Raw genomic sequence first — 24,267 nt, 5'->3', positions numbered from 1 at the left:
GTCTCACGGGTAGAGGCCGCGGGCCAGGTGGGCCGTGGTCACGGTCTCGACGGCCATCGACGTGGCGGCCAGACGCAGAGGGATGTCGTGCCTCGCGGCGTGGTCTCGGACTCGTTCCCACGCCCGCACCATGCGCTCCTCGAGGCGCTGCTCGACCTCCTTCTCGGACCACCAGTACGCCTGGTTGGCCTGCACCCACTCGAAGTACGACACGATGACACCGCCCGCGTTGGCCAGGATGTCGGGGACGACCAGCTGCCCGTTGGCCCCGAGGATGTCGTCGGCCGCCGGCGACGTGGGACCGTTGGCGCCCTCGACGATGACGCGAGCCCCGACGCGGTGCGCGTTGGTCTCGTCGATCACGCCTTCGACCGCCGCGGGGACCAGGAGGTCCACGTCGAGGAACAGCAGGTCGCCACCCTCTGGAAGGGCCTCGGAGGCACCGAAGTCGACGACGCTGCCGGTCGCGTCGACGTGGGCCTCGAGGGCGGGGACGTCGAGACCCTCCGGCGCGTGCACCGCGCCGTACTGGTCACTGACCCCGACCACCCGGACGCCGGCCTCGGCGAGGAAGCGTGCCGCTCCGCGACCGACCTTGCCGAACCCCTGGACCGCGGCCGTCGCGCCGACCGGTTGCAGGCCTCGGTGGCGCATCGCCGCCAGGGCGACGTGGACCACGCCGCGAGAGGTCGCGCTGGCCCGACCGAGGGAACCCCCCAGAGCGACGGGCTTGCCGGTGACGACTCCCAGGACGGTGTGTCCGCTGTTGACGGAATAGGTGTCCATCATCCACGCCATCGTCTGCTCGTCGGTCCCGATGTCGGGCGCGGGGATGTCCTGGGACGGACCGATGATCGGCATGATCTCGGAGGTGTAGCGCCGGGTGATGCGCTGGAGCTCCCCGCGCGAGTACAGGCGCGGATCGAAGCGCACGCCCCCCTTGGCCCCTCCGTACGGCACGTCCACGAGCGCGCACTTCCACGTCATCCACATCGCGAGCGCCCGGACCTCGTCGAGCGTGACGTCGGGGCTGTACCGCAGGCCGCCCTTCGACGGGCCCCTCGACAAGTTGTGCTGCACCCGGTGGCCCACGAGCAGCTCGACCGAGCCGTCGTCCCGCCGCAGCGGCACGCTGACCGTCAGCTCGCGGCGCGGGGTCGCGAGCATGTCGAACATGCCCGGTGAGTATCCGAGTACGTCGACCGCACGGGACAGCTGCGTCCGTGCGTCGGCCAAGGGATCCTTCGTGGCGCCGAGGACGGTCATGGGCGGGTCCTTTCGGGGTGTTGCCGGCGACGTGACGTCCGGTCGACGGGTCGGAAGCGGATGACCTGTCCGGGGCGCACCTGGGCCACGCGGTCGAGGGACGCCCTGTCCACGACACCGACGACCGGGTAGCCGCCCGTGACGGGGTGGTCGTCCAGGAAGACGATGGGACCGCTTGGCGGCACCTGGATGGAGCCGGTCGCGACGCCTTCGCTGGGCAGCTCCTCGTGGCGGGCACGGGCCATGCGTGGGCCCTGCAACCTCACGCCGACGCGATTGCTCGCGGCGTCGACCCGCCAGTCGCCCGCGCACAGGGTGCTTAGGGCGTCGGCCGTGAACCACGAGTCCCTCGGGCCCCACCTGAAGTCGACCGTCAGGTGCCCGGCGGTCGGGGTCGCGACCGGCGCGAAGTCGGTCGACGGGAACCGCCCGCTCAGGTTGCCGGCGGGCAGCACGGCGCCGGGCCGCAGCACCTCGGGCCCGAGCCCGGCGAGGGTGTCGGTGGAGCGCGAGCCGAGGACGGCGTCCACGCCGATCCCGCCCCGGACCGCGACGTAGGTCCTGACCCCGACCGTCGGCGTGTCCAAGGTCAGGATCTGACCGGCCTCGACGACGAAGGCGGTGTGGTGACCCACGAGGACGCCGTCGACCCGGGCACAGGCGTCGGCTCCCGTCACCGCGACGTACAGGTGGTGGTGCGCGAGGACGGACAGTCCGCCCATCGTGACCTCGAGCGCAGCCGCCTCCGGGGCGTTGCCGACCAATCGGTTCGCGAGGGCGAAGCTCGTGCGGTCGACGGCGCCGGAGCGGCCGACCCCGTAGCGCGAGTACCCACGGCGACCCAGGTCCTGGACGGTGGCAAAGGGGCCCGGGGTCACGACGGTCATGCTCGTCATGGCACCTCGACGAACTGCACCAGGCCGCCCGGCACCAAGAGGGCTGGAGGTTCCGTGCGCAAGTCCCACAGAACGGCGTCGGTGTGACCGACGATGCGCCACCCGCCCGGGGAGCTGCGCGGGTAGATGCCGGTGAACTCCCCGGCCAGTGCCACGGCGCCCGCCGGCACGTCCACGCGCGGCTCCTCGAGACGTGGGACGGGGCGGTCCTCCAGATCGCCCACCATGTACCCGAATCCTGGGGCGAAGCCGGTGAACGCGACTCTCCACGTCTGTCCCGTGTGCCACTCCACGAGCTGGTCGCGGGTGAACCCCAAGAAGTCCTGCACGAAGGCGACGTCCTCGCCGTCGTAGCGGACCGGGATCTCGGTCGCCGGGGCGCCCCGGTCGGTCCGTCGGCGGATCTGTGTGCCGGCGATGGCGGAGCTCAGGGCGTCGTAGGTGGTCCGGTCACGGTCGTACTCGACGAGCACCGTCCGAGCCGCCGGGAGGAGGTCGAGGACACCCTCGGGCGGATCGGACTCGAGCGTCGCGAAGCAGTTCAGCACCTCGTCGAGCGAGTCGCTCTCGACGAGGAGGTGGTGCGTGCCGCAGGGCGAGAACTTCACGGCGTCGCCGCAAAGAGATGGGAGATCTCGTATCCGCGGTCGCGCAGGGCGGCGGTCATCCTGCGACCCATCGTCACCGCGCCGGGCGAGTCGCCGTGGATGCAGTAGGAGTCCGGGCTCAGCTCGAGGACCGAGCCGTCGAGGGTCTCGACCACGCCGTCGGTCACCATGCGCACGACACGTTCCACGACGGCGTCCACGTCGTGCAACACCGCACCCTTCACCGATCGCGGGACCAACGACCCGTCCGACAGGTAGGCCCGGTCGGCGAACGCCTCGGAGATCGTGGCCAGGCCTGCGTCCCCGGCGAAGCGCAACAGCTCCGAGCCCGGCAGACCCATGACCGCCAGGCCGGGGTCCAGCTCGACGATCGCCTCCACCACGGCACGCGCCTGGGTCGACGAGTCCACGACGGTGTTGTAGAGGGCGCCGTGCGGCTTGACGTATCGGACACGCGTCCCGGCCACGCGCGCCAAGCCCGACAACGCACTGACCTGGTACATCACGGCGTCGGTCAGCTCGCGAGGATCCATGTCCATGCGACGTCGTCCGAACCCCTGCAGGTCGGGGTAGCCGACGTGGGCGCCGACGGCCACGTCGTTCGACGCCGCGAGCTCGAGGGCGTGACGGATCGTGGAGGGGTCGCCGGCATGGAAGCCGCACGCGACGTTCGCGCTCGACACGATGGTCAACAGGTCGTCATCGGTGTCGAAGGACCATCGACCGAACCCCTCGGCGAGATCGCTGTTGACGTCGATGCGGGGGGTCATGCGCCGTCGTCCGCCTGCAGCGCGTCGTACGCGTCCACGACGGCTGCACTGATGTCGTCGTCGTCCTCGAGCGTTCCTCCGGAGACACCGATCGCCGCGACGACGGGCGTGCCGAGCGGACGACCACCGGCGAACGTGACCAGCGGACGCGCGCCGAGGGCGGTGTTGAGCCCGAAGAACGGGCCACCGGGCTGCACGGCTCCATCGAGGGCGCCGGACGGACACCGCAGCGACAGGGACGTGTAGGCCTTGTTGATCGCCAGCTCGCGGCACGCCAGCATGGCGTCCTCGTGGGCCGCGAACGCCAGGAGATTGCCTCCGGCGTCGACGATCGCGAAGCACGACGGCACGTCGCGCTCGGCAGCCCGGTGCAGACCCGCCTGGATGACGGCCATGGCCTGAGGCAGCGTGATGCCCATCAGATCTGACCTCCGTCGACGACCAGCGCCTGACCCGTCATGTATGCCGAGTCGTCCAGAGCCAGGAACGCGATCGTGCGGGCGATCTCCTCGGGACGCCCCTGCCGTCCGAGAGGGACGGTCGCGGCGATCATCTCGTCCTGCTTCCTCCGTCCTCCCATGAACTCGATGGCCGGCTCGTTGAACGGGGTGTCGACCCACCCTGGGCACAGGCAGTTGACGCGGATGGAGTCGCTGGCGAGCTCGACGGCGAGTGCGCGTGAGAACGCCACGATCGCGCCCTTGGAGGCCGAGTAAGCGGTCTGCCCCGGGCCTCCCTTGAGCCCGGCGATGGACGAGACGTTGACGATGGACCCGCCGGTCTCGTTCTGCCTCAACAGGGGAACGGCGTACTTGGCGGACAGGAAGCAGGACTTGGGGTTGATCCCGAGCAGGAGGTCCCAGTCGCTCTCGGCGAACTCGGTGACCGCTCCGGACCGCTGGACGCCGGCGTTGTTGACCACCACGTCGAGACGACCGAACGTGGCTGCCGTCTCGTCGACGAGTCGCTCGACCTGGGATGCGTCGGACATGTCGACCTGAACGGCGTGGGCGACACCGGATTCGGACAGCTCGCCGGAAACCCGGGCCGCCCCGTCGCCGTCGAGGTCGGCCACGACCACGTCCAGCCCTCGAGCAACGAGCTCGACGGCTGCGGCCCTGCCGATGCCCGACGCGGCTCCGGTCACGATGGCTACGCGCTTGCTGGTCGACACAGAGGTGCCCTTTCGTTGCGGTGAGGTGGGGTGGGGTGCGATGAGGGGATCAGGACGGCGTAGGTCGGTAGACGGGGCCTCGCTCGACGACCCGCTCGAGCATGTCGAGGTACTCGGAGGTGTCGTCGACGAGCCGCCGTTCCTCCTGGCCCGGGTAGCCCATCAGCTCGCGCACCCGGTCGTCCATGTAGTACGCGCCGGCCGTGAGGGTGCCCAGAGCCGTGAACACGTCGGGGTGATCGACGGCGAGTCTTCCCAGCACCTGACGCACGTCCGGCGCCGTGCGCACGAGCTCGAGGGCGGCGTCGAGTCCCTCGCGCAGGTCCGGACGAAGGCGGAGCGCCTCGTCGATCCACCGGGTGTGCACCTCGACCTGGGTGGCCGAGGGCATCCCGTCGGCCTCGCAGATGAGGACGTCCGCGATCTGGCCGTAGGTCTCGCGCTGGTTTCCCGAGAGGCCGAGGGTGAGGTCGAGTCGTGTCATGCGGAGACCTTCTGCTCGCGTCGGTTCTGGATGAGGTGCTCGACCGAGCGCAGCGCCAGGGCGGCGATCGTCGCGGTCGGGTTCATGCCCGACGACGTCACGAACGTGCTGCCGTCCATCACGAACAGGTTGGGGACGTCATGGGTGCGTCCGTAGGTGTCCACGACGCTGTCGGACGGGTCGTCGCCCATGCGCGCCGTCCCGAGGAGGTGCCAGCCGCAGTCACGCATGAGCGGCGTCGCGTGCGTCTCGACGGCGCCGGCAGCGACGTGCGCCTCGCGGGCGCGGGCGACGTGGAACTCCAGCAGCTTGCGGGTGTTCTCGCTGGACCGGTACTGGATCTTGGGTGCCGGGAGGCCGTCGGAGTCGACCAGCGAGTCCGACAGCACGACGCGGTTCTCCGCGTCAGGCAGGTCCTCGGCGATGATGCCCCACTCGAACGAGCGTCCGAAGCTCTTGCGGGCCTGGTGGTGGAAGTCCTCACCCCAGCCGGCGAGCGGGTCGCCGCTCTCGTCCGATCCCGGGAGGCCGGCGTACCCGGACCTGTTGCCGAGCGGACCGCCGGCGGGCATGACCTGCCACTTGGCTCCCCGCACGAACCCCCGGCTGTGGTCCGTCTCGTAGAACTGGGTCGAGACGATCGACTGGCCCGCGGGCCCCAGCCAGCTCTCGAGATCCTCGTCGTACAGCCCGTTGACGGCCGCGTACGGGTGCATCATGAGCCGGCGACCGACCATGCCGGACGAGTTCGCGAGGCCGTCCTGGAAGCGCGCCGAGGTCGACATCTGCAGCAGACGCGGCGTCCCGACGCCGTTGGCCGCCACGATCACGACGTCAGCCCTCTGGTGATGGGTGACGCCGTCGCGGTCGATGTAGACCGCGCCATTGGCGAGCCCGTTCTCGTCGACGGTGATCTCGCTGACCCGGGCGCCGGTGACGAGACGAGCGCCCTTCTCGATGTTGGACGGCCAGTGCGTGATGTCGGCTGACGCCTTGGCACCCTCGGGGCATCCGGTCTGGCAGGTGCCGCGACGGATGCACGCGTCCCGCCCGCGGTACCCGCGGGAGGCGATCGCGTTGGGTGCGGGCCACCAGTGCCAGCCGAGCGCGTCCATGCCCTGTGCGGCACGCAGGCCGATGCGGCCGATCGGCAACGGGGGCAGCGGAGGTGCCGCGGTGTCCGGGTACGTCGGGTCGTCGCCCAGTCCGGAGATGCCGAATTCCTGGTCCATCTGCTCGTAGTACGGCTGCAGGTCCTCGTAGGAGATCGGCCAGTCGTCGGCGACACCGTCGAGGGTCCTGACACGGAAGTCGGACGGAAGCGAGCGCACCCAGTGGGCGCCGTACAGGATGGTGCTTCCGCCCACACCGGAGTACATCAGCGGGTTGACGTCCGACTCCGTGACGTCGATGGGGTAGTCGGCAGGGCGGTTGCGGACGTTGGGGTTCGGGTGCCAGTCCCGCTGGGCGGACAGCTCCCAGTCCTTCGTGGCGCCGGTGAACTCGGAGCGCCTCGTCCAGTCGCCTTGCTCCAGGCAGACGACCCCGAACCCCGCCGCGACCAAGCGGCTCGTCGCGATGGCGCCCGAGGGTCCTGCGCCGATGACCAGGACGTCGGTGCGGTCCGGACGTGGTGTCGTGTTGGACATGTGTCGTGCTCCTTGGCTCGTGGTGTGTCAGACGCCGCTGAACAGCTTGCGGGACTTGCCGACGGAGAGTCGGGCGAGACCGATCGCGATGATGAGGGCGAGACCGTTGAACACCGGCTCGACCCAGGACGGGGCTCCCAGGAGGGTCAGACCGTTGACGCCGATGGCGAGCAGGTAGACCGACAGCACGACTCCGAGCGGGTTGAAGAAGCCGAGCTTGAACGCGGCCAGGCTCAGGAAGGCGGCGGCGAACGCCGGCAGGAAGTACGCATTCGAGATCGAGGGGTTGCCCGATCCGATCCGGGCCGTGAGGATCAGGCCGGCCAGTGCTGCCAGCACCGAGCAGGCGATGAGCGCGGTGGCACGCACCCGCGGGGCGTTGACGCCGGCCAGACGCGCCGAGACCGGTGAGCTGCCGACGGCGTACAGGTAACGACCCCACGGTCGGCGCTCCAGGATGAACCACAGGACGGCGGCGACCACGACCATGTAGATGATCGGGAGCGGCACGCCCACGACGTCCTTCTGACCCAGGTCGGTGAGCGAGGCGGGCACTCCCTCGTACAGGACGGCTCCGTCGGTGTACCAGAGGACGATTCCGCCGAGGACCGTGCTGGTGGCCAGGGTGACGACGACCGACGGGAGCTCGAACATGACGATCAGGACGCTGTGGATGATGCCGATGACGGCACCGACTGCCAGGACGACCAGGATGACGAGCGGGACCGAGAGGCCCTGCTTGCCCGGCAGGCCGGCCGCGAGGATCGACGCGAACCCCAGCTGCGCGGCTACCGACAGGTCGAAGTCGTTGGCGATCAAGGGGATCATGACGGCCAGCGCGAGGATCGTCAGGACCGCGCTCTCGACGAGGACCGTCCGGATGTTGTCGGTGGTCGCGAACGAGTCGGGCCTCAGCACGCTGAAGACCACGACGATGATCACGAGCAGCCCCACCATCCCGAAGCGGGGTAGCTCGGTCAGGAACGCGGCCCTGCCGCTCGTGCTGGTGCCGGCCGTCTGCGCGGCTGCATCTGTGCGTGCCATGTTCTCGTCTCCGGAGGGTTCAGGGTCAGTGCATCGCACTGAGGATGTCAGTGATGGTGAGGTCGGACCGCTGCTCGTCGAGGACGACACGGCCCTTGCGCAGGACGACGACGCGGTCGCAGAAGTCGAGGATCTCCTCGGGCTCGACCGCGGTCAGGAGCACGGCTGCCCCGTTCTCGGCGGCGCCGCGCAGGCGGTGCAGGATCTCGGTCTTGGCCCAGACGTCGATGCCCTGCGTCGGCTCCTCGGCGACGATCGCCCGGGGGTCCACGGCGAGCCAACGCGCCAGGATGGCCTTCTGCTGGTTGCCGCCGCTGAGCGTCAGGATCGGGACGCTCGCGTCGCTGGGCTTGATGCGCAGGTCCTCGGCCCACCGCTGGGCGAGGGCAACCTCCTTCCGGCGTGAGATCTGCCCGCGAGACAGCGTGCCCTTGAGGGAGCGGATGGAGATGTTCTCCCTGACACTCAGGCCGGGGAGGACGCCCCGCCGCGGTCGGTCGCTCGGGACGTAACCGATCGTCTGCACGCGCGGGCTGTTGGCCACGAGGGGGGAGCCGTCGAGCTGGACCGTGCCGCCTGCTGCCGCTTCGCGTCCGGACAGGACCGACCCGAGGGTTTCCAGCCCGCTGCCGGTCATGCCGAAGACGCCGAGGATCTCACCGGAGTAGACCGACAGGTCGAGCCGGTCGAGCGTGTCGGAGACGATCGCGCGAGCCTCCAGGACCGGTTCACCCGTCCTGACCGGGGGCGTCCACTCGGCCTCGACGCGGGTGGGTGCGTCGCCGACCATCATCTCGACCATGCCGGGGATCGATGTCCCCTCGGTCGGTCCGGAGTAGACGAGCTGCCCGTTGCGCAGCACGGTGAGGGTGTCCGCGAGGTCCACGACCTCCTGCAGCCGATGCGTGATGAACACGATGCCGATCCCACGGTCCGCGTACGTCCTCATGGCCGCGGCGAGCATCTCGATCTCGTGGCTCGGCAGGGCCGAGGTGGGCTCGTCGAGCACGAGGGCGGCGACGTCGCCCGACGCGGACCGGTCGAGGGCCCGCGCGATCGCGATGATGGCGCACTGAGCCTGGGTGAGCGACGAGATCTGCTGGCGGACGGTGTGCTCGAGCCCGAACTCGGCCAGGGCCGCACGGGCCCGCTCCTCCTCGGCTCTGCGGTCGATCTGTCCACGTCTCATGGCCATGGGTCGGCCGATGCTGAAGTTCTCCAGCACGGTCAACGAGGGGAGGAGGCCCAGGTCCTGGTGGACGAAGACCACCTCCCCCATCGAGACGTCGCCCTCGTCCGCCGCGTAGAAGCCGGACAGAACCTTGACCAGCGTCGACTTGCCGGACCCGTTGAGCCCGATCAGTGCGTGGATGCTGCCCGGTGCGACCTCCATCGAGACGTTGCTGAGGGCGCGAGTGGCGCCGAACGTCTTGCTGAGACCACGGATCTGGATGGCTGCCGTGCGCGTCGAGGGCATCTGGTGCTACTCCCCGTCCCAGATCTTCTTGTACTCGGCCCGGAAGTCGATGTCACCGGTCCACGGACCGCTCGGGTCGATGGTGTCGACGTTCTCGGCGGTGATGAGCCGCACCGGGACGTTCTGCTCGACGGCTTCCTCGCCGGCGAGCATGCGGTTCATGTTGTCCATCGACGCCCAGGCGCCCCACTCCATCGCGCCTCCCACCGACGCCGTGAGCTGACCCTTGCGGATCAGGTCCATCGCGGCGCTGATGCCGTTGAACGTCCCGACCTTCACGTCCTTGAGGATGCCGGCGCTCTGCATCGAGGGGATGCTGGCCAGCATCGCGGCGTCGTACGAGGCGATCATGACGTTCGTGTCGGGGTTCTGGCGGACGGACGACACCGTGAGCTGCGGGAGACGGGTCGCCGCGTCACCGGCGGTGAACTTCTGCGAGCCCGTGATCTCGCACGACGAGCAGTCCTTGATCGCCTTCTCAGCGGTCTCGGTCCAGGCGAAGGGGGCCTTGAACTCCGGCGCGTTCAGGATGAAGGCCTTGGCCTTCCCATCGGTCTTCCAGATCATGTAGTCGGCCATGGCCTTGCCCTGCTTCTCGGTGCTGGCCTGCACGTCGTACGACACGCTGGTGTCGCTGACCTCGTTCAGGGAGTCGTAGCTGCCCACCACGATGCCCTTGGCGCGAGCGGCCTTGAGCGGCCCGGAGATGGCGTCGGCGTCGATGGCGTCGATGATGATGCCGTCGGCGTTCGAGTCGATGGCGTTCTGGATGGCCCGCGAGTAGATGCGAGGATCGAACTTGCCGTCGACGACCGTGACGTCCCAGCCGAGTGCGTCTCCGGCCTCCTTGGCGGCCTTGCCCGGGAGGTTGCACCCCTCGGCCTCGAAGCCGCAGGTGATGAAGACGACCTTCTTGCCGGCGGCAGCCGCCGGGCCCTCCGTCGGGCCGTCGAACGTCTCGACGGGCTTCATGGCCTCCTCGGCACCGGCCTTGTACTCGGCGACATCGACGCTGCCTCCGGATCCGGAGCCGGAGCTCGCAGAGTCAGAGCCCCCACCACAGGCGGCGAGCGTGAGGATCCCGCCGACAGCGACCAGCGCGAGGGAGGTCCTGCTGGTCCTTCGACGCAGCGCTGCCCGTCCCCGACCCCCGTCAGTCGTAGCGAAAACGTTCATGTTCAGTCCTTCGATGTCGAGCCAAGGAGGCTGGGTGGGTGTGGCCTCGACCACAGTACGAAGGACGATACGGATTGTTCACACATTCTGCAATCCTTTTACTTGACCTTTAACGCCCCTGAAACTCCTTAACATCACGGCAATAAAGCGGCGGCTGAAAACGGGTGATTTGTTGAGCGATCCGCGCTACGCTGCGGGAATCTTCTCAGGACAGGACCTCACATGACTCAGACCCACGGCCTCGACGTCGTGGCGGACCTGTTCGCGGGCAGGCCTGCGCCCGTCGCGGCGAGCACCGCTGAGCGCGTCGTCGACGTGCTCCGGGGCTATCTGATCGAGGGACGCATCGTCCCCGGCACGCGCCTGTCGGAAGAAGCCTTCGCCGCCGCCATGTCGGTGTCACGCAACACGCTGCGCGAGGCGTTCCGCATCCTGGCGCACGAGAAGCTGCTCGTCCACGAGATGAACCGGGGGGTCTTCGTCCGCGAGCTCACCGCGGACGACGTCACGTCGATCTACCAGTTCCGCACGATGCTGGAGACGTCGGCGCTCGCCCAGACCGAACGGCACACCCAGGCTCAGAAGAGCAAGATCCGACTGGCCGTGACCGAGGGGCTCTCAGCCGCGGAGGCAGAGGACTGGCGGGGGCTCGGCACCGCGAACATGCACTTCCACCTCGCGATAGCGGGTCTGGCCGGCAACCGTCGCCTCGACGCGACGATGAGTCAGCTGCTCGCCGAGCAGCGTCTCGCGTTCCATGTCATGACTCCTCTGAAGGACTTCCACGACCCCTACCTGACCGACAACGTGACGATCTGCGAGCTCATCGAGAGCGGCGACGTCGAAGAGGCTGCACGACACCTCCGTGCCTACCTCGACCGCGCGTGTGCGCAGATGGTTCGCGCCTTCGAGGCGACCAGCTGAGACGCCAGTCGGTACGCGTCGACGTCGCCGGTCACGGCACACCCCGTCGACCTGGGTGTGGCGGTCGAGGCCTTCACCTCGCCGTGTGAGCCGGTCCTCGCGCACCGAGCCGACCACTTGTCCGGAATAGGCATCGTGCAGGCCGAGTTGCACCGGACATGCGAGCCATCGGAGTGCCCATGCCCGGCGACGAGGACGACCTGGAGGTGCTCGACCTTCCTGTGCAGGATCCGCAGGACGGCCAGATCCGCATCCGCGTCCACGCCGCGACCGTCAACCCCACCGACACCGCGATGATCCGCGGTGCCTATTACCGCGACGGCGAGGTGCCGCCCGGGCCGCACGTCCCTGGCATGGACCTGTCCGGCGTCGTCGACGCGATCGGGCCGGGTGTCGACCGGTTCGCGGTCGGCGACCGCGTGATCGCCGTCGTCGCTCCCCTCAGCGAGACGCGTGGCGCCTACCAGGACCAGATCGTGCTGCCTGCCGAGCAGGTCGTCCCCGCACCCGCCGGTGCCGACGACGCAGCCGCGGCGACCCTGCTCATGAACGCGCTCACCGCGCGCCTGGCCCTCGACGAGATGGCCGTCCCGGCCGGCGGGACCGTCGCCGTCACCGGCGCGGTCGGCGCATTCGGCGGATTCGTCGTGCAGCTGGCCAAGGCCGACGGCCTGCGCGTCGTCGCCGACGCGAAGGAGGGCGAGGAGGACCTCGTCCGCGACCTGGGCGCCGACATCGTCGTCCCCCGCGGCGACGACGTGGCCGCCGCCATCCGCGCCGCCGTGCCCGAGGGCGTCGACGGCCTGGCCGACGGTTCCGTGCAGATCGACCAGACGCTCGCGGCCATCAAGGACGGCGGGGCGCTGGTGACCATCCGCGGGTGGGACGGTCCGACCGACCGCGACATCTCGGTGCACCCGATCTTCGTCTCGTCCGCCGTCGGCCACACCGACAAGCTCGACCGCCTCCGTCAGCAGGCCGAGGACGGCACGCTGACGTTGCGGGTGGCCACGACCTTCCCGGCCGAGCAGGCGGCGGAGGCCCACAAGCTGCTGGCCGGCGGCGGGGTGCGTGGACGCATCGTGCTCGACTTCAGCTGACAACCGCCCCCACTCGACCGTCACCCCGTTCGGACGTCTCCGTCCGATCGGGGTGTCGGTCGTCGGGGCGCGCCGCCATCGTCCATCGCGGGTTCGTGGAACACGTTCCGGTCGCTGCACCGCGACGAGAAAGGGCCGGAACCCTGAGGTTCCGGCCCTTCGTCGTTCCTGTGCGCGAGGGGGGATTCGTGCGCGTAAACGTGGGAGAACTTCCAAGTCAGGTGCTCAAACACCAGCGAATGTTGCCTCGTCAGCGTCGGAACGCCTGAGCGCCTGGTGACTGCGGTAGGCGGTCTCCATTTCGCGAGAACCACTCCTACTGTCGCGCCGTGGCCACCTGCGGCATCTCGTGCCTGCAACCGAGCTTGGGGTCGCGGCGCACCGTCTCGACACACCGCGTACCGACGATCAGGTAGGTGGTCTCACCGTCCGTTGCCACAAGGTCGACGTCGCGCCCCATCAAGCGAGCCCGCACGTAAACAGTAGCTAGGTCTGCCACATCACGGAGGTGCCCAAGCCCCTCGAAGGATCGTGGGCGCGCGATGACCTCATGCTCGCCGGCGCGGATCACGACAGGTACGTGAGGAACGAGTGCGCTGACGCTGACGGCAACTGCGATGTTGTCCAGATCGTCCGAGCCGACCGTCGCAATGGCCCTCGCGCCCTTACAACTGAGCCGTTCAAGCGTCTGCCTGTCGGTCCCGTGCCCGTGAACAACTGGGACTTTGAGGGCTTGCGCGACCCGCAGGGCAGGAGCGCGCGAGTCGCGTTCGAGGCCTATGACCCGGATACCGAGGCGCCTGAGCTCGACACACAGCCGCAAGCCGACCTGACCCATCCCGATCACGACGACGTGACCCGATCGTGGGGGGCGTCGTGACCCGAACAAACTGAGGACTCGCGGCTCGAGGAACCTCTCGATGAAACCCGCCGTCAGCACGGCGCTGAATGCGATCGTCGCCAGCATCGCCAGTCCCGCAAACACCATGTAGGCATCGCCACCATGCGCCACCGCCGGCCCCACCGTAGAGACGACGCGGGCTGCATCGAAGAACGCCTCTGCCGGCGGCACACCCATGCTGATGAGCCACACAAAGTCCGCGAAAAGAACAACACCCACCCCACCCGTTCCCACCACCAGCATCCGCGTGCTGGTGGTCTGTCCCAAGTGTGCCCCGAGGACGACTTGTCGGAGACGATCCCGCAGACCGGCAACCCCCTTCGGCCAGACTGACGGTGGACGAACCAGCTCTCTGGGTCCATCGACCGGGTCGGAGAGGACGTAGGGACGATCGCCGTCCGTCCACGCCGCCAGTGCTCCCGGCAGCACGCATGGACCAGCGAGGCTGGGGGCCACGATCTCCGCCGGCGACACGATCTCGAGGTGCGGCCAGAGCTGTCCAAGGCGCTCCTTCATGGTCTGGTCGAAGACCGTGACGATCGTCTGAAGATGTGGATCAGCGTCGGCTACGACCAAGGCGTGGCGGAGCGCGGCAACGTCCTCGTGGACTGCGATGACGACCGCCTCCACTCCTTCTTGCGCCAGTGCCACCAGGAGCGTCGAGTCGCACGGAGCAACGAGGTGGGTGGTGCTGAACCCAGGCTCGGCCTGCACCGACGCACACAGCCGCGACGCCAGCAGGGTGTCTCCGACGACGACCACCATCCGTTCGCCGCCGGAGTTCACGCCTTCCTCAGTCACCAGCGCGTTCTGCCTCGTACAGCGCGTACGGGTCGTACAGCTCGCGACCCAGCACGTCACGCAGCCATGACGCGTCGCGCCGCGAGGCGCGTTGCGAGGCGTCCGACCGGCCATCCCCGGTGAGGTTGGACGCGAAGATCCCGGCAGCCGACTTCGGCAGGAAGTCCTCATACACGATCGGCTGCAGCTCTCCGGCCGCCGACCGCGCGTAGTAGGCGAGGTCTGCGGCGTGCAGGGCCTCGTCGGTGCGCGGCAAGGCGTCCAGCCCACGTAGGTCGTACAGCTCTCGTCCCGCCGGCGTCAACGCAACGCCCCGCTGCTCGACCTCGCCGAACCGGACACTCAAGGAGTCTCTGACGACCGATCCATCGGACTCGCGGAACGCGCGCGGTTCAGCGAGCGCACGGAACGAGGTCTGCCGTAGCAGGACGTCCGGCTCGTCGTCGGAAGTGCGCGGCGGCCCTTGGATGCGATCGATCATCTCGACACCTCGAGCCGTCATCCGTTCGTAGAGCGCGTCGATGTCGAGAACGCGTGGCGTGAGGTGGTTGATGTGGGTCGACGACACCCCGCCGATGTCCGCCGCGACGCTCGAGATGGCCTCCAGCCGCTCGTACCAAGCCCGGTCCACGGGTTCGGGAGACAGGGCGAAAGCCGCAGTCGCCAGCTCGATGAACCTGTCCGCGTGTGCCTCCTCGAGCGACCCGTCACGCTCCATCCGATCGGCCAGCCCCAGGAGCTCGTCGGGAAAGATCCGTCGAGCCTCGAGGAACTCGCGCAGATCGTTCTCCGTGCTCTCGTCGAAGAACCGCCGGTCGTCGACCACGAGCATCGACGTGAACACCCGGAACGGGTTCACCGCCAGCTCAGCCCTGTCGACGGGCCGGAACGCGGTCGACACGACGGGGATGGGTGGCGCGGCCTCCCGCAGGTCGTAGAAGCCGACCGGGTACATGCCGCACGCACCGAACACCCTGCCCACCTCGGCGAGCTCCTGAGGTGTGCCGACACGGATGGCACCGTGCCGCTCCGCGGTGACCCGCTCGATCGTGCCGAGTCGTTCGGCATCAGGGCGCTTCGCCAGGACCTCGGCGTTGACCTCCTGGGAGACCTCGACGAGCGTGTTGTAGGCGGGTACCTCGCTGCCGTACAACTCCGAGAGGCTCGCGGCAAAGCGAGTTCGGAGCTCAGTCTGCGTCACGCTCATCGCGCTTCCCCCGTCACCTGTCCGCGCAAGGTCATTGCGGTCCGGACCCGGTCCTGGGCCAGGCCCCAGGCGGCTTCGTGCGGGGCAGAGCCGGTTCGTGCGCTCTCGTCGAGAACAGTGCGCGTGTTGCTGCGCATCGTTGCTGACACCGAGGCGAAGACACGGTCGGGGTCGGTTGCGAACGCCGAGTGGCGGGCGTCCATCGAGAAGGCGGCGGCCACGATGCCGCCCGCGTTGGCGATGAAGTCGGGGACGAGGATCACGCCCCGCTCGTGCAGGATGGCACGCGCCTCGGGGGTCGTTGGCATGTTCGCTCCTTCGACGACCAGCTGGGCGGTCGTGCGCCGAGCCACGTCGTGATGGATCACGTCCTCGCGGGCGGCCGGCACCAGGATGTCGACGGGAACGTCGAGAACTGCCGACGCATCCGGGACATGATGAGCACTCGGGTCGTCGTAGACCGCGACCACCTCGTCCCCGTGACCCTCGTCGTTTCGCAACGACACCAGACGTTCCACGTCGAGTCCGTCGGGTGCCACGAGGGTCCCCTTGCTGGTCGCGATGGCTGTGACGGTTGCGCCGAGCGCAACCAGGCGAAGCCCCGCCGCGACGCCGACGGCACCGAAGCCTTGAATGGCGACGCGCGCGCCTTGCATCGTCAGTCCGGAGGACTGAGCAGCGGCATCAGTCGCCTCTGCGACCCCGAAGCCGGTGATGCCAAGCTGGTCGTAGGGGAGACCTCCCAGTTCGGCGGGAAGGCCCACGGCAGATCCTCGTCCCAGCTCGTCGGAGATGATCGCGGCGTCGTTCTCCGTCAGTCCCATGTCCAGCCCGAAGACGTACTCGGACGGCACTTCATTGGCAAGCCTGCGGGCGAAGGCCCGCAGCACGGCCTCCTTGTCCGGCGCGGAAGGGTCGCTACGAATGCCCGCCTTGGCGCCGCCGTGGAACAGACCGCTGACGGCCCACTTCCAGGTCATCGTGCGCGCGAGCCGCGCCACTTCGTCGACCGTCAGGGTGGGACTCATCCGAGTGCCACCCTTGCCCATGCCGAGGGCAGTGTTGTCGATGACGAGCACGCCCTTCATGCCGGTGCGCCGGTCGGAGACCATGACGACCTTTTCGGGACCCCATTCGTCGATGAGCTCAAGCATCAGACGAACTCCACGCCCTGCGCCAACGGCAGCTCGGTCGAGTAGTTGACCGTGTTGGTCGTGCGGCGCATGTAGTTCCGCCACGCGTCGGAGCCCGACTCGCGTCCGCCGCCGGTCTCCTTCTCGCCACCGAACGCGCCACCGATCTCGGCGCCTGAGGGGCCGATGTTGACGTTGGCGATGCCGCAGTCGGAGCCGACGACGGACACGAACGTCTCGGCCTCGCGGACGTCGAGGGTGAAGATCGACGACGACAGACCCTGCGTCACCTCGTTGTGGAGGCTCAGCGCCTCGTCGAACGTGTCGTAGGTCAGGACGTAGAGGATGGGCGCGAACGTCTCCTCCTTGACGACGCCCGTCTGGCTCGGCATGTCGATGATTGCGGGCTGCACGTAGTAGCCGCCTCCTGCTGCCTTGCCGGCGTCGTGGTCCTGGACACCACCGGTGACGAGGACGCCGCCGTCGTCCTGGGCGCGAGCGACGGCAGCGGTGAAGCCCTCGAAAGCCGCTTCGTCGACCAGCGGGCCGACCAAGGTCGACGGCTCCAGCGGCGAGCCGATCGGCAGCGTCTCGTACGCGGCCTTCAGGCGCGCGACGACATCGTCCTTGATCGACTCGTGGACGATGAGGCGGCGTAGAGACGTGCACCGCTGGCCGGCCGTGCCGACGGCCGAGAACACGATGCCGCGCACGGCCAGGTCGACATCGGCCGACGGGGCGACGATCGCGGCGTTGTTGCCGCCGAGCTCGAGCAGGGAGCGACCGAGGCGTTCCGCGACACGCGGAGCGACCTCCTTGCCCATGCGGGTCGATCCGGTGGCTGAGATCAGCGGCACCCGGAGGTCGTCGACGAGCGCCTGACCCACCTCTCGAGTTCCGAGCACCACCTGCGACAGGTGGTTCGGAGCTCCGACGCGCCGGCACGCCTCTTCGGCGAGCGCCTGGCAGGCCAGCGCGGTGAGCAAGGTCTTCTCGGACGGCTTCCACACAACGGCGTCTCCGGCGACGAACGCGAGCGCCGCGTTCCAGGACCACACGGCGACCGGGAAGTTGAAGGCACTGATGACGCCGATGACCCCGAGCGGGTGCCACTGCTCCATCATCCGGTGGCCGGGCCGCTCCGTGGCGATGGTGAGGCCGTGCAGCTGGCGCGACAGGCCGACAGCGAGGTCGCAGATGTCGATCATCTCCTGCACCTCGCCGAGGCCCTCACTGAGGATCTTGCCGGCCTCGATGGACACGAGGGCGCCGAGGTCGTCCTTGTGCTCGCGCAGCAGCTCACCCAGCTCGCGGACCAGTGCGCCGCGAACAGGCGCTGGGACCGACCTCCACTCCAGGTACGCCTCGTGTGCCCGGCCGACAGTCTCCGTGACGTCGTCCGCCGAGTGGGCGGACAGTCGGCCCATCTCCTGCGCGTCGACCGGCGACACCGCTGGCAGCTCTCCAGCGTCGTCGAAGGGGTCGCCGGCGCCGAGCCGGCCGAGGATGTCCAGAACGTCACGCGAAAGTCTCATACCTTCACCGTGACGTGCTAAACAGTGTTGGCCTAGAGTGTTTAGCAGAATTAAAGGAGCAGTCATGTCGCGTGCCGAGGTCCAACGACTCATCACCCTGATCTACGTCGCCCGTCACGGAAGTCTTACGGGGGCTGCCGCGTCCCTTGGCATCACCACCTCGGCGGTGTCACAGCAGATCTCAGCCCTAGAGGCGGACTGCGCTACCCCCATCGTCGAGCGGACGGCGACCGGTACTGTCCTGACCGGCGCAGGTCTCTCGTTGCTGGAGCACGCCGAGAAGCTCGCCCGTCAGCTCGACGACGCCCGGTCGACGATCGCACAGCTCAGCGGCGAGCTAGCCGGACGAGTCCGCGTCGCGACGATCGCCTCGGGCGCTGCAGCCCTGCTGCTGCCTGCCGAGAAGGTCCTCGAACAGACTGCTCCTGGGGTCGCTCTGTCGGTCGTCGAACGAGAACCTGGTGAGAGCTTGGACGAGGTCGACGGCGGCAGTGTCGACCTGGCGCTCATCGACGTGTACGACCATGTGCCCGTCGCCATGCCCTCGCACCTCCTCGTCGAGGAGGTCCTGACCGAGCCGCTCGTCCTGGTTTCGGCCTGTGACGCCGACCTGCCTCGACGGGTCGCGCTGGCCAGCCTGAAGGACCAGCCGTGGGTGATGCCGCCGTCCACCACCGCATGCGGAGCCGCCACGCGACACGCCTGTCGCGCTGCGGGGTTCGAGCCCGACGTCGCTTGGGAGACCGATGACCTGCTTCTACTCGTCGCGACCGTGTCACGCGGCGCCGGGATCACCCTGCTGCCGCGACGGGCCGTCGCGGACACGGTCGCCCCTGTCGAGATGCGACGACTGGTCGATCCTGTCCTGAGCCGGCGGCTGCTCCTCGTCGCGCGAAGGACGACTTCACAGCGCCCGACCGTGCGTGCCGTGCTGGACGCGATCCATCACGTCGGGCGCCTCTCTCCAGCACCGTCGACGGTCAGATGATGTTGCGTTCCGGACGCTCGCCAGCGTTGTGAAAGCGGCGCGCGTGCATGGGAGACACATCGACGAACGGTTCCTTGCCCAGATAGAGGTCACGCACGACCTCACCGACGGCCGGGCCCATCAGGAAACCATGGCCGGAGAACCCCGCAGCGTAGATGAACCCCTCCACGACATCGGAGGATCCGATCACGGCGTTGTGGTCCGGCGTCATCTCGTACAGGCCGGCCCATCCGCTCTGCAGCCCGACGTCGCCGAGCGCCGGGACACGGCGATCCATGCATTCTGCGAGGGTCTCGAGCCAGTCGGGATCACGCGAGATGTCGAAGCCTTCCGAGTCCGTGGCCTCGGGCGCGCCCATGAGCAGACCTCGACCCTCCCCGTGGAAGTAGAACATCGTCGAGAAGTCGATGGTGAAGGGCGTACCGGTCAGGTCGACCCCGAGTGGTTCGGTCACTGCGATCTGTCGACGAAGCGGGACGATGGGAAGGTCCTCCCCTGCCCAGCTGGCAATGTCGGCCGACCACGCGCCTGCAGCACACACGACCGCGTCGGTCGCGATCATGCCGGCGCTGGTCCGGACAGCGGCGACCCTGCCGTCAGCGACCTCGATGTCGGTCACCTCCGTGCCGGTCAGGATGCGCACCCCGGCTCTCCGCGCGGCCTTCGCGTAGCCGGCCACGACGGACTCGGGGGTGCAGTGCCCGTCGCGTGGCGACCACAGACCTCCGACAAGATCCTCGGTCGCGATGAGCGGCGACAGCCTCTTGGCGTCGGCGACACTCACCGTACGGGCGGCGAGCCCGAGGCTCGTCATGAGCTCCACGTTCTCCTCGAACGCTGACATCGTCTCGTCGTTGTCGGCCAGCAGGAGGTAGCCGACCTGGTGAAGATCGATCTCCTGGTCGAACTGCGTGCCGAACTCCTCGAACGTCCGCAGACTGCGCTCACCGAGCCGGATGTTGATCTCGTCGGAGAACAGCGCTCGCACCCCGCCGGCGGCCTTGCATGTCGAACCCTCACCGAGCGCGCCCTTCTCGACCAAGACGACGTCCTCGACGCCGGCCAGCGCGAGGTGGAAAGCAGAGCTCAGACCCATGACCCCGCCGCCGACGATGACAACGGACGCGCGGGCGGGGAAGGCGGCGGGTGGCACTGGAGCTCTCCTTGGGTCGGGGGTTCGACCCTCGCCCGCCGAGGCGCCGTCGCACAAGCGACAGTTCGTGAACCACGCACCTCAGGCCTGCTGAAACGTCACCTTTGAGCATCTCTAAAGGACTCTTGCGAGGATCTCTCGCTGGTCCCCGTCCGACCTCCTAGGGATACTCATCGCACCGTGACCCACGTCGCACATCCTCATTCACGAAGAGCTGGAGGCTCCATGTCAGACCCGCAAGAGCACGTCGTCACCTGGGGTGACGGCCACTCCACGTGGGCGCAACTGTGGCCCGCTGTCGGTGAACGTCGAGGAGACCCGGTCATCGTTTCCCACGGGGGCCCCGGGATGACTCACGACTACCTGCGCCCCCTCAGGGCGCTGGCTAAGACAGGGCGCGACGTCATCCTGTACGACCAGGTGGGCAACGGGCGGTCGAGCCACTATCGCGACCGCCTCCACGACGCAGACTTCTGGACGGTCTCGCTGTTCGTCCAAGAGGTTCAGGCTCTCGTCGACCACTTCAGCCTCCACGACGGCTACCACTTCCTGGGCCAGTCCTGGGGCGGCATGCTGGCCATCGAGTGGGCCATCGAGACCCGCGCAGGGCTGCGGTCCGTCATCTTGGCCGACTCGCCGTCGTCCATGATCACCTGGGCCGCCGAGGCGACGCGACTGCGATCACTCCTGCCTGCGCCAGTCCGAGAGACGCTTGCGGCGCACGAGGAGGCCGGCACCACGGACTCGCCTGAGTACGCGGAGGCGACCACGGAGTTCTACCGCCGACACCTGTGTCGTCTCGACCCCTGGCCGGACGATCTCCAGGCGACCTTGGCGGCGTGCGACGACGACCCCACCGTCTACTACTCCCTCATCGGGCCCACCGAGTTCCACGTCGTGGGCGCATTCGCGACGTGGGACCGTGACGCCGACCTCCACCGAGTCACCGTCCCGGCGCTCGTCCTGCACGGCGAGTTCGACGAAGCCACTGATCTGGTGGTCGACGCGAGTCGCCGACTGATCCCGGGAGCCGCGTACCTCCGCATCCCGAACGCCAGCCACTGCCCACACCTGGAGCAGCCGGAACTCACGCTGACTGCCTTCTCAGACTTCCTCGCCCAGCACGACTCGAACCTCACCTCCAGGAGCATCTGATGGACACGCACGATCACGCACCCCGCACGCCCGTCACAGATGCAGAGACCCGCCTCCAGGACCTCGGGTACGAGCAGACGCTGCAACGCACCATGAGCCTGCGCGATGTCGTCGTTTACGGCCTGATCTACATGGTCCCGCTCGCACCGGCAGCCGTGTTCGGCGCGGTGTTCGAGTTCTCCAAGGGCCAGGTGGCACTGGTCTACCTCGTGGCGGCGATCGCCATGTTCTTCAGCGCTGTCAGCTACCGGGAGATGGCAGCCCGTTACCCGGTCGCGGGATCGGTGTACTCCTATGTACGGTTCGGCACCGGCCGGCTCATCGGCTTCATCGCCGGGTGGGCCATCCTGCTGGACTACCTGTTGCTGCCGGCGCTGCTGGGCATCTTCGGCGCCGCAGCCATCAACAGCGAGATCCCCTCGATCCCATCCTGGGTCTGGATCGTTCCCTTCGTCGGCGTCGCAGCGGCCATCAACGTGCGCGGCATCTCCATCACCGCGCGAATGAACCTCGTCTTCCTTGCCATCCAGCTCGTCGCGATCTCCGTCTTCGTCGGCGGCGCGCTCGTCGCAGTCGCAGCCGGTCGCGCGCAGCTGAGCTTCACGCCCTTCTTCGACTCGACCTACTTCTCCTGGTCGCTGGTCTTCAGCGCCATCCCCATCGCCGCCCTGTCGTACGTCGGGTTCGACGCGATCTCCACCCTCAACGAGGAAGCCAAGGGAGGTGGCGAGACGGTCGCCCGGGCCACCATGATCGTGCTCGGACTCGTCGCCGCGCTGTTCATCGCCCAGGTCTACTTCGCGGCCATCTTCGTGCCCACCCCGGACGCCTACGTCGACTCGGACCTGGCCGCCACAGCCTTCTACGACATCGCGGGCGTCGCCGTGTCCCCGTGGTTCCAGACGGTCTTCACGCTCATCTCCGCCCTCGTGGCCATCTTCGCCAACACGCTCGTCTCCCAGGCCACCACGTCCAAGCTCATCTTCAGCATGGCTCGCGACCGCCAGCTCCCCGTCGCCTTCGCTCGGCTGTCCACCAGGGGCGTACCGATCGTCGCCCTGACGGTGGTGACGGTGCTTTCGATCATCATCGGCCTGACGGCCGTCGGACACATCGCCGAGATGACGACGCTGGTGACCTTCGGAGCTCTGACCGCCTACATCCTGCTGCACATCAGCGTCCTGTACCGCTTCGGAGTCCTTGGCGGGAGCGACCGCAAGATCTTCGCCCACTGCATCTCGCCGGTCATCGGCGGCGGCCTGCTCGGCTACGCCCTCTGGGAGACGACGACCGACGCCAAGGTGCTGGGACTGAGCTGGCTCGCCGCAGGGCTGCTGGTTGCCTTCGTCCTCGGTCGCCGCGGAACGTCGCTTGACACCGCCGACGGGTTCTGAGCGACTACCGTCCTTGACCATGCGGGTGAACATGGTCCATCTCTCCTCCCTCGAGGCGATCGCACGACTTGGAACCGTCTCGGCTGCGGCGGACGAGCTGGGCTACACCCCCGGTGCGCTGTCGCAGCACATGGACGCTCTCGGTCGGACGGTCGGCCGTCCGGTGCTGGCCAAGGCGGGGCGGTTCGTCGAGCTCACAGACGTCGGCCGGATCGTGCTGTCCGAGGGAAGATCGATGCTGGCCGCGGAACGACGCTTGATGGACGCCGCGACCGATGTCGGTGACGACATCCGCGACGAGATCGTCCTCGGGACCTGGGGGAGCACTGCTGCCGGGCTCCTGGCGCCGGTCATCGACCTCGTGCGCGCAACACATCCCGGGTTGACGATCAGGTGTCGTGAGGTGGACCTTGACGAGGTCGGAGACGCCGTGGCCCGGCGTCGGGTCGACGTGTCCTTCGGCCTGACATATGGCGACGCACCCGTGGAGCAACCCGCAGACGTGGTGCCCACCAGCCTGCGGTCCGAGCAGCTCCGCATCGCCGTCCGGCACGACGATGAGCGCGCCGGACGCAGGATGCGGCTCCTGGACTTCGCCGACAGTCCGTGGGTCCTGCCACCTCCGCACACCGTGTGGGGCCAGGCCATCAGGGCTGCCTGTCGCAAACGCGGATTCGAGCCCATCGAGGCTCATGAGCTGACCGACACGGCCGCCACCCTGACGTTGGCGTCGACCGGCCTGGGAGTTGCTCCGCTGACCGACCTGATGCTTGCACTATCGCCTGAGCGTGGCGTCGGCGTCGTCCGACTCGAGGACGACATCCGCCGCGACCTCGTCATCTACTCCGCCAGTTCCCATCAAGAACGCCGCGGTGTGACAGCGATCATCGAAGCGGTCCAGACAGTCGTTTCGGCACTGTGACGGCTACGGGCCGGTTCACACAACGCGGTGGCTCGACCCCGGCGAAGAGCCGGTCACGCGATGACGACACGGCGACAACCATCAGACCCGTCGACAACCTCCGGGAACGGAACACATTCCAGTCGTCGCGTCGGCAGCCATGCGCGCGACCGACGTGCCGGTCAGGGCCCGGCTGAGAAAGTCCGCGCAAACCAGTGCGTCGCCGACTCCTACCCGCACCATGTGTGACAGAACAGTTGCTGCAGAACTGAAAAAGGGCCGGAACCCTGAGGTTCCGGCCCTTCGTCGTGCTGTGCGCGAGGGGGGATTTGAACCCCCACGCCCTTGCGGACACTGGCACCTGAAGCCAGCGCGTCTACCATTCCGCCACCCGCGCATGGTCCCTGAGGACCGGTCACACAGTCTAACAGGCCATCTCCGATAGGTTTCCCCCGCGCCCGGTCACGACGGATGAGGCGCCACTTCGGGGAGTCCCGATACCATCGCAGGGAACATCATTGATCCGATCGG

The 24,267-nt window shown here is 68.3% G+C and carries 22 protein-coding genes and 1 tRNA gene; 6 read left to right on the top strand and 17 right to left on the bottom strand.

Annotated features, from left to right (window positions below; genetic code table 11):
* Positions 1 to 3: 3 nt before the first annotated feature.
* The 11 genes from ASD10_RS02825 to ASD10_RS02775 are packed head-to-tail and all read right to left on the bottom strand — an operon-like array spanning position 4 to position 10,340.
* On the bottom strand, positions 4 to 1,266 hold the full coding sequence (locus ASD10_RS02825; protein WP_056604280.1) for a Glu/Leu/Phe/Val dehydrogenase: 1,263 nt from the start codon (positions 1,264 to 1,266) through the stop codon (positions 4 to 6).
* The gene (locus ASD10_RS02820; RefSeq protein ID WP_235501743.1) at positions 1,263 to 2,153 is read right to left on the bottom strand and encodes a biotin-dependent carboxyltransferase family protein; all 891 of its coding nucleotides are present in this window, start codon (positions 2,151 to 2,153) and stop codon (positions 1,263 to 1,265) included. Before ASD10_RS02820 ends, ASD10_RS02825 begins: the two co-directional genes overlap by 4 nt.
* A gap of 5 nt (positions 2,154 to 2,158) precedes the next feature.
* A complete protein-coding gene (locus tag ASD10_RS02815; protein ID WP_056604273.1) occupies positions 2,159 to 2,770 on the bottom strand; it encodes an allophanate hydrolase subunit 1 in 612 nt (203 codons plus the stop codon).
* A complete protein-coding gene (locus ASD10_RS02810) occupies positions 2,767 to 3,540 on the bottom strand; it encodes a LamB/YcsF family protein (RefSeq protein WP_056604272.1) in 774 nt (257 codons plus the stop codon). Before ASD10_RS02810 ends, ASD10_RS02815 begins: the two co-directional genes overlap by 4 nt.
* On the bottom strand, positions 3,537 to 3,959 hold the full coding sequence (locus ASD10_RS02805; protein ID WP_056604269.1) for a heme-binding protein: 423 nt from the start codon (positions 3,957 to 3,959) through the stop codon (positions 3,537 to 3,539). Before ASD10_RS02805 ends, ASD10_RS02810 begins: the two co-directional genes overlap by 4 nt.
* The gene (locus tag ASD10_RS02800) at positions 3,959 to 4,714 is read right to left on the bottom strand and encodes an SDR family NAD(P)-dependent oxidoreductase (protein WP_056604266.1); all 756 of its coding nucleotides are present in this window, start codon (positions 4,712 to 4,714) and stop codon (positions 3,959 to 3,961) included. The genes ASD10_RS02805 and ASD10_RS02800 overlap by 1 nt, the downstream gene beginning before the upstream one ends.
* A gap of 49 nt (positions 4,715 to 4,763) precedes the next feature.
* Entirely contained in the window at positions 4,764 to 5,198 is a 435-nt protein-coding gene (locus tag ASD10_RS02795; RefSeq protein ID WP_056604263.1) for a hypothetical protein, read from the bottom strand.
* Positions 5,195 to 6,847: a GMC family oxidoreductase gene (locus ASD10_RS02790; protein WP_056604260.1), complete on the bottom strand. Its 1,653-nt coding sequence runs from the start codon at positions 6,845 to 6,847 to the stop codon at positions 5,195 to 5,197. The genes ASD10_RS02795 and ASD10_RS02790 overlap by 4 nt, the downstream gene beginning before the upstream one ends.
* 27 nt (positions 6,848 to 6,874) lie before the next feature.
* Entirely contained in the window at positions 6,875 to 7,891 is a 1,017-nt protein-coding gene (locus tag ASD10_RS02785; RefSeq protein ID WP_056604257.1) for an ABC transporter permease, read from the bottom strand.
* Positions 7,892 to 7,916: 25 nt separating this feature from the next.
* Complete coding sequence (locus ASD10_RS02780; RefSeq protein WP_056604255.1) at positions 7,917 to 9,368, bottom strand: sugar ABC transporter ATP-binding protein; 1,452 nt, start codon at positions 9,366 to 9,368, stop codon at positions 7,917 to 7,919.
* A 6-nt stretch (positions 9,369 to 9,374) separates the two neighbouring features.
* The gene (locus ASD10_RS02775; RefSeq protein WP_056604253.1) at positions 9,375 to 10,340 is read right to left on the bottom strand and encodes a sugar ABC transporter substrate-binding protein; all 966 of its coding nucleotides are present in this window, start codon (positions 10,338 to 10,340) and stop codon (positions 9,375 to 9,377) included.
* A gap of 426 nt (positions 10,341 to 10,766) precedes the next feature.
* Here ASD10_RS02775 and ASD10_RS02770 point away from each other — a divergent pair, with 426 nt between their 5' ends.
* Both ASD10_RS02770 and ASD10_RS02765 read left to right on the top strand, forming a co-directional pair.
* Positions 10,767 to 11,468, top strand: coding sequence for a GntR family transcriptional regulator (locus ASD10_RS02770; protein ID WP_056604250.1), 702 nt, complete (start codon positions 10,767 to 10,769; stop codon positions 11,466 to 11,468).
* A 179-nt stretch (positions 11,469 to 11,647) separates the two neighbouring features.
* Positions 11,648 to 12,568, top strand: a complete 921-nt coding sequence (locus tag ASD10_RS02765; protein ID WP_200938117.1) for an NADP-dependent oxidoreductase — start codon at positions 11,648 to 11,650, stop codon at positions 12,566 to 12,568.
* A gap of 316 nt (positions 12,569 to 12,884) precedes the next feature.
* On the opposite strand, the gene ASD10_RS02760 is transcribed toward ASD10_RS02765, so the two are convergent.
* The 4 genes from ASD10_RS02760 to ASD10_RS02745 are packed head-to-tail and all read right to left on the bottom strand — an operon-like array spanning position 12,885 to position 18,145.
* Positions 12,885 to 14,270 (bottom strand): NAD(P)-binding protein, encoded by a 1,386-nt coding sequence (locus ASD10_RS02760; protein ID WP_162248818.1) that lies wholly within the window; start codon positions 14,268 to 14,270, stop codon positions 12,885 to 12,887.
* Positions 14,263 to 15,477, bottom strand: a complete 1,215-nt coding sequence (locus ASD10_RS02755; protein ID WP_056604241.1) for a VOC family protein — start codon at positions 15,475 to 15,477, stop codon at positions 14,263 to 14,265. The genes ASD10_RS02760 and ASD10_RS02755 overlap by 8 nt, the downstream gene beginning before the upstream one ends.
* The gene (locus ASD10_RS02750; RefSeq protein ID WP_056604238.1) at positions 15,474 to 16,631 is read right to left on the bottom strand and encodes a Glu/Leu/Phe/Val dehydrogenase; all 1,158 of its coding nucleotides are present in this window, start codon (positions 16,629 to 16,631) and stop codon (positions 15,474 to 15,476) included. Before ASD10_RS02750 ends, ASD10_RS02755 begins: the two co-directional genes overlap by 4 nt.
* Positions 16,631 to 18,145: an aldehyde dehydrogenase family protein gene (locus ASD10_RS02745; protein WP_056604235.1), complete on the bottom strand. Its 1,515-nt coding sequence runs from the start codon at positions 18,143 to 18,145 to the stop codon at positions 16,631 to 16,633. Before ASD10_RS02745 ends, ASD10_RS02750 begins: the two co-directional genes overlap by 1 nt.
* Positions 18,146 to 18,209: 64 nt before the next feature.
* Here ASD10_RS02745 and ASD10_RS02740 point away from each other — a divergent pair, with 64 nt between their 5' ends.
* Positions 18,210 to 19,133: a LysR family transcriptional regulator gene (locus ASD10_RS02740; RefSeq protein WP_056604232.1), complete on the top strand. Its 924-nt coding sequence runs from the start codon at positions 18,210 to 18,212 to the stop codon at positions 19,131 to 19,133.
* Here ASD10_RS02740 and ASD10_RS02735 read toward each other — a convergent pair.
* Entirely contained in the window at positions 19,126 to 20,286 is a 1,161-nt protein-coding gene (locus tag ASD10_RS02735; protein WP_235501742.1) for an FAD-binding oxidoreductase, read from the bottom strand. The two genes, ASD10_RS02740 and ASD10_RS02735, sit on opposite strands and share 8 nt — an antisense overlap.
* A 225-nt stretch (positions 20,287 to 20,511) precedes the next feature.
* Here ASD10_RS02735 and ASD10_RS02730 point away from each other — a divergent pair, with 225 nt between their 5' ends.
* Genes ASD10_RS02730 through ASD10_RS02720 form a run of 3 tightly spaced genes read left to right on the top strand, consistent with a single transcriptional unit; the run spans position 20,512 to position 23,757 of the window.
* Entirely contained in the window at positions 20,512 to 21,441 is a 930-nt protein-coding gene (locus ASD10_RS02730) for a proline iminopeptidase-family hydrolase (RefSeq protein WP_082555982.1), read from the top strand.
* The gene (locus ASD10_RS02725; protein WP_056604226.1) at positions 21,441 to 22,835 is read left to right on the top strand and encodes an APC family permease; all 1,395 of its coding nucleotides are present in this window, start codon (positions 21,441 to 21,443) and stop codon (positions 22,833 to 22,835) included. Before ASD10_RS02730 ends, ASD10_RS02725 begins: the two co-directional genes overlap by 1 nt.
* A gap of 19 nt (positions 22,836 to 22,854) precedes the next feature.
* Entirely contained in the window at positions 22,855 to 23,757 is a 903-nt protein-coding gene (locus tag ASD10_RS02720) for a LysR family transcriptional regulator (protein ID WP_056604223.1), read from the top strand.
* A gap of 293 nt (positions 23,758 to 24,050) precedes the next feature.
* On the opposite strand, the gene ASD10_RS02715 is transcribed toward ASD10_RS02720, so the two are convergent.
* Positions 24,051 to 24,133, bottom strand: a tRNA-Leu gene (locus ASD10_RS02715).
* Positions 24,134 to 24,267 lie beyond the last annotated feature (134 nt).

Source organism: Aeromicrobium sp. Root472D3, from assembly GCF_001426485.1.
In the GTDB taxonomy this organism is placed as follows: Bacteria; Actinomycetota; Actinomycetes; order Propionibacteriales; family Nocardioidaceae; genus Aeromicrobium.
This window is presented reverse-complemented; position numbering and strand designations above follow the sequence as displayed.

What these genes read in the sequence shown, in the direction of transcription:
- ASD10_RS02725 (WP_056604226.1), top strand. Translation starts at nt 21,441, where the DNA reads ATGGACACGCACGATCACGCACCCCGCACGCCCGTCACAGATGCAGAG.
- ASD10_RS02825 (WP_056604280.1), bottom strand. Translation starts at nt 1,266, where the DNA reads ATGACCGTCCTCGGCGCCACGAAGGATCCCTTGGCCGACGCACGGACG.
- ASD10_RS02775 (WP_056604253.1), bottom strand. Translation starts at nt 10,340, where the DNA reads ATGAAGCCCGTCGAGACGTTCGACGGCCCGACGGAGGGCCCGGCGGCT.
- ASD10_RS02720 (WP_056604223.1), top strand. Translation starts at nt 22,855, where the DNA reads ATGCGGGTGAACATGGTCCATCTCTCCTCCCTCGAGGCGATCGCACGA.
- ASD10_RS02750 (WP_056604238.1), bottom strand. Translation starts at nt 16,631, where the DNA reads ATGCTTGAGCTCATCGACGAATGGGGTCCCGAAAAGGTCGTCATGGTC.
- ASD10_RS02795 (WP_056604263.1), bottom strand. Translation starts at nt 5,198, where the DNA reads ATGACACGACTCGACCTCACCCTCGGCCTCTCGGGAAACCAGCGCGAG.
- ASD10_RS02785 (WP_056604257.1), bottom strand. Translation starts at nt 7,891, where the DNA reads ATGGCACGCACAGATGCAGCCGCGCAGACGGCCGGCACCAGCACGAGC.
- ASD10_RS02730 (WP_082555982.1), top strand. Translation starts at nt 20,512, where the DNA reads ATGTCAGACCCGCAAGAGCACGTCGTCACCTGGGGTGACGGCCACTCC.
- ASD10_RS02780 (WP_056604255.1), bottom strand. Translation starts at nt 9,368, where the DNA reads ATGCCCTCGACGCGCACGGCAGCCATCCAGATCCGTGGTCTCAGCAAG.
- ASD10_RS02820 (WP_235501743.1), bottom strand. Translation starts at nt 2,153, where the DNA reads ATGACCGTCGTGACCCCGGGCCCCTTTGCCACCGTCCAGGACCTGGGT.
- ASD10_RS02740 (WP_056604232.1), top strand. Translation starts at nt 18,210, where the DNA reads ATGTCGCGTGCCGAGGTCCAACGACTCATCACCCTGATCTACGTCGCC.
- ASD10_RS02805 (WP_056604269.1), bottom strand. Translation starts at nt 3,959, where the DNA reads ATGGGCATCACGCTGCCTCAGGCCATGGCCGTCATCCAGGCGGGTCTG.
- ASD10_RS02790 (WP_056604260.1), bottom strand. Translation starts at nt 6,847, where the DNA reads ATGTCCAACACGACACCACGTCCGGACCGCACCGACGTCCTGGTCATC.
- ASD10_RS02810 (WP_056604272.1), bottom strand. Translation starts at nt 3,540, where the DNA reads ATGACCCCCCGCATCGACGTCAACAGCGATCTCGCCGAGGGGTTCGGT.
- ASD10_RS02770 (WP_056604250.1), top strand. Translation starts at nt 10,767, where the DNA reads ATGACTCAGACCCACGGCCTCGACGTCGTGGCGGACCTGTTCGCGGGC.
- ASD10_RS02745 (WP_056604235.1), bottom strand. Translation starts at nt 18,145, where the DNA reads ATGAGACTTTCGCGTGACGTTCTGGACATCCTCGGCCGGCTCGGCGCC.
- ASD10_RS02765 (WP_200938117.1), top strand. Translation starts at nt 11,648, where the DNA reads ATGCCCGGCGACGAGGACGACCTGGAGGTGCTCGACCTTCCTGTGCAG.
- ASD10_RS02755 (WP_056604241.1), bottom strand. Translation starts at nt 15,477, where the DNA reads ATGAGCGTGACGCAGACTGAGCTCCGAACTCGCTTTGCCGCGAGCCTC.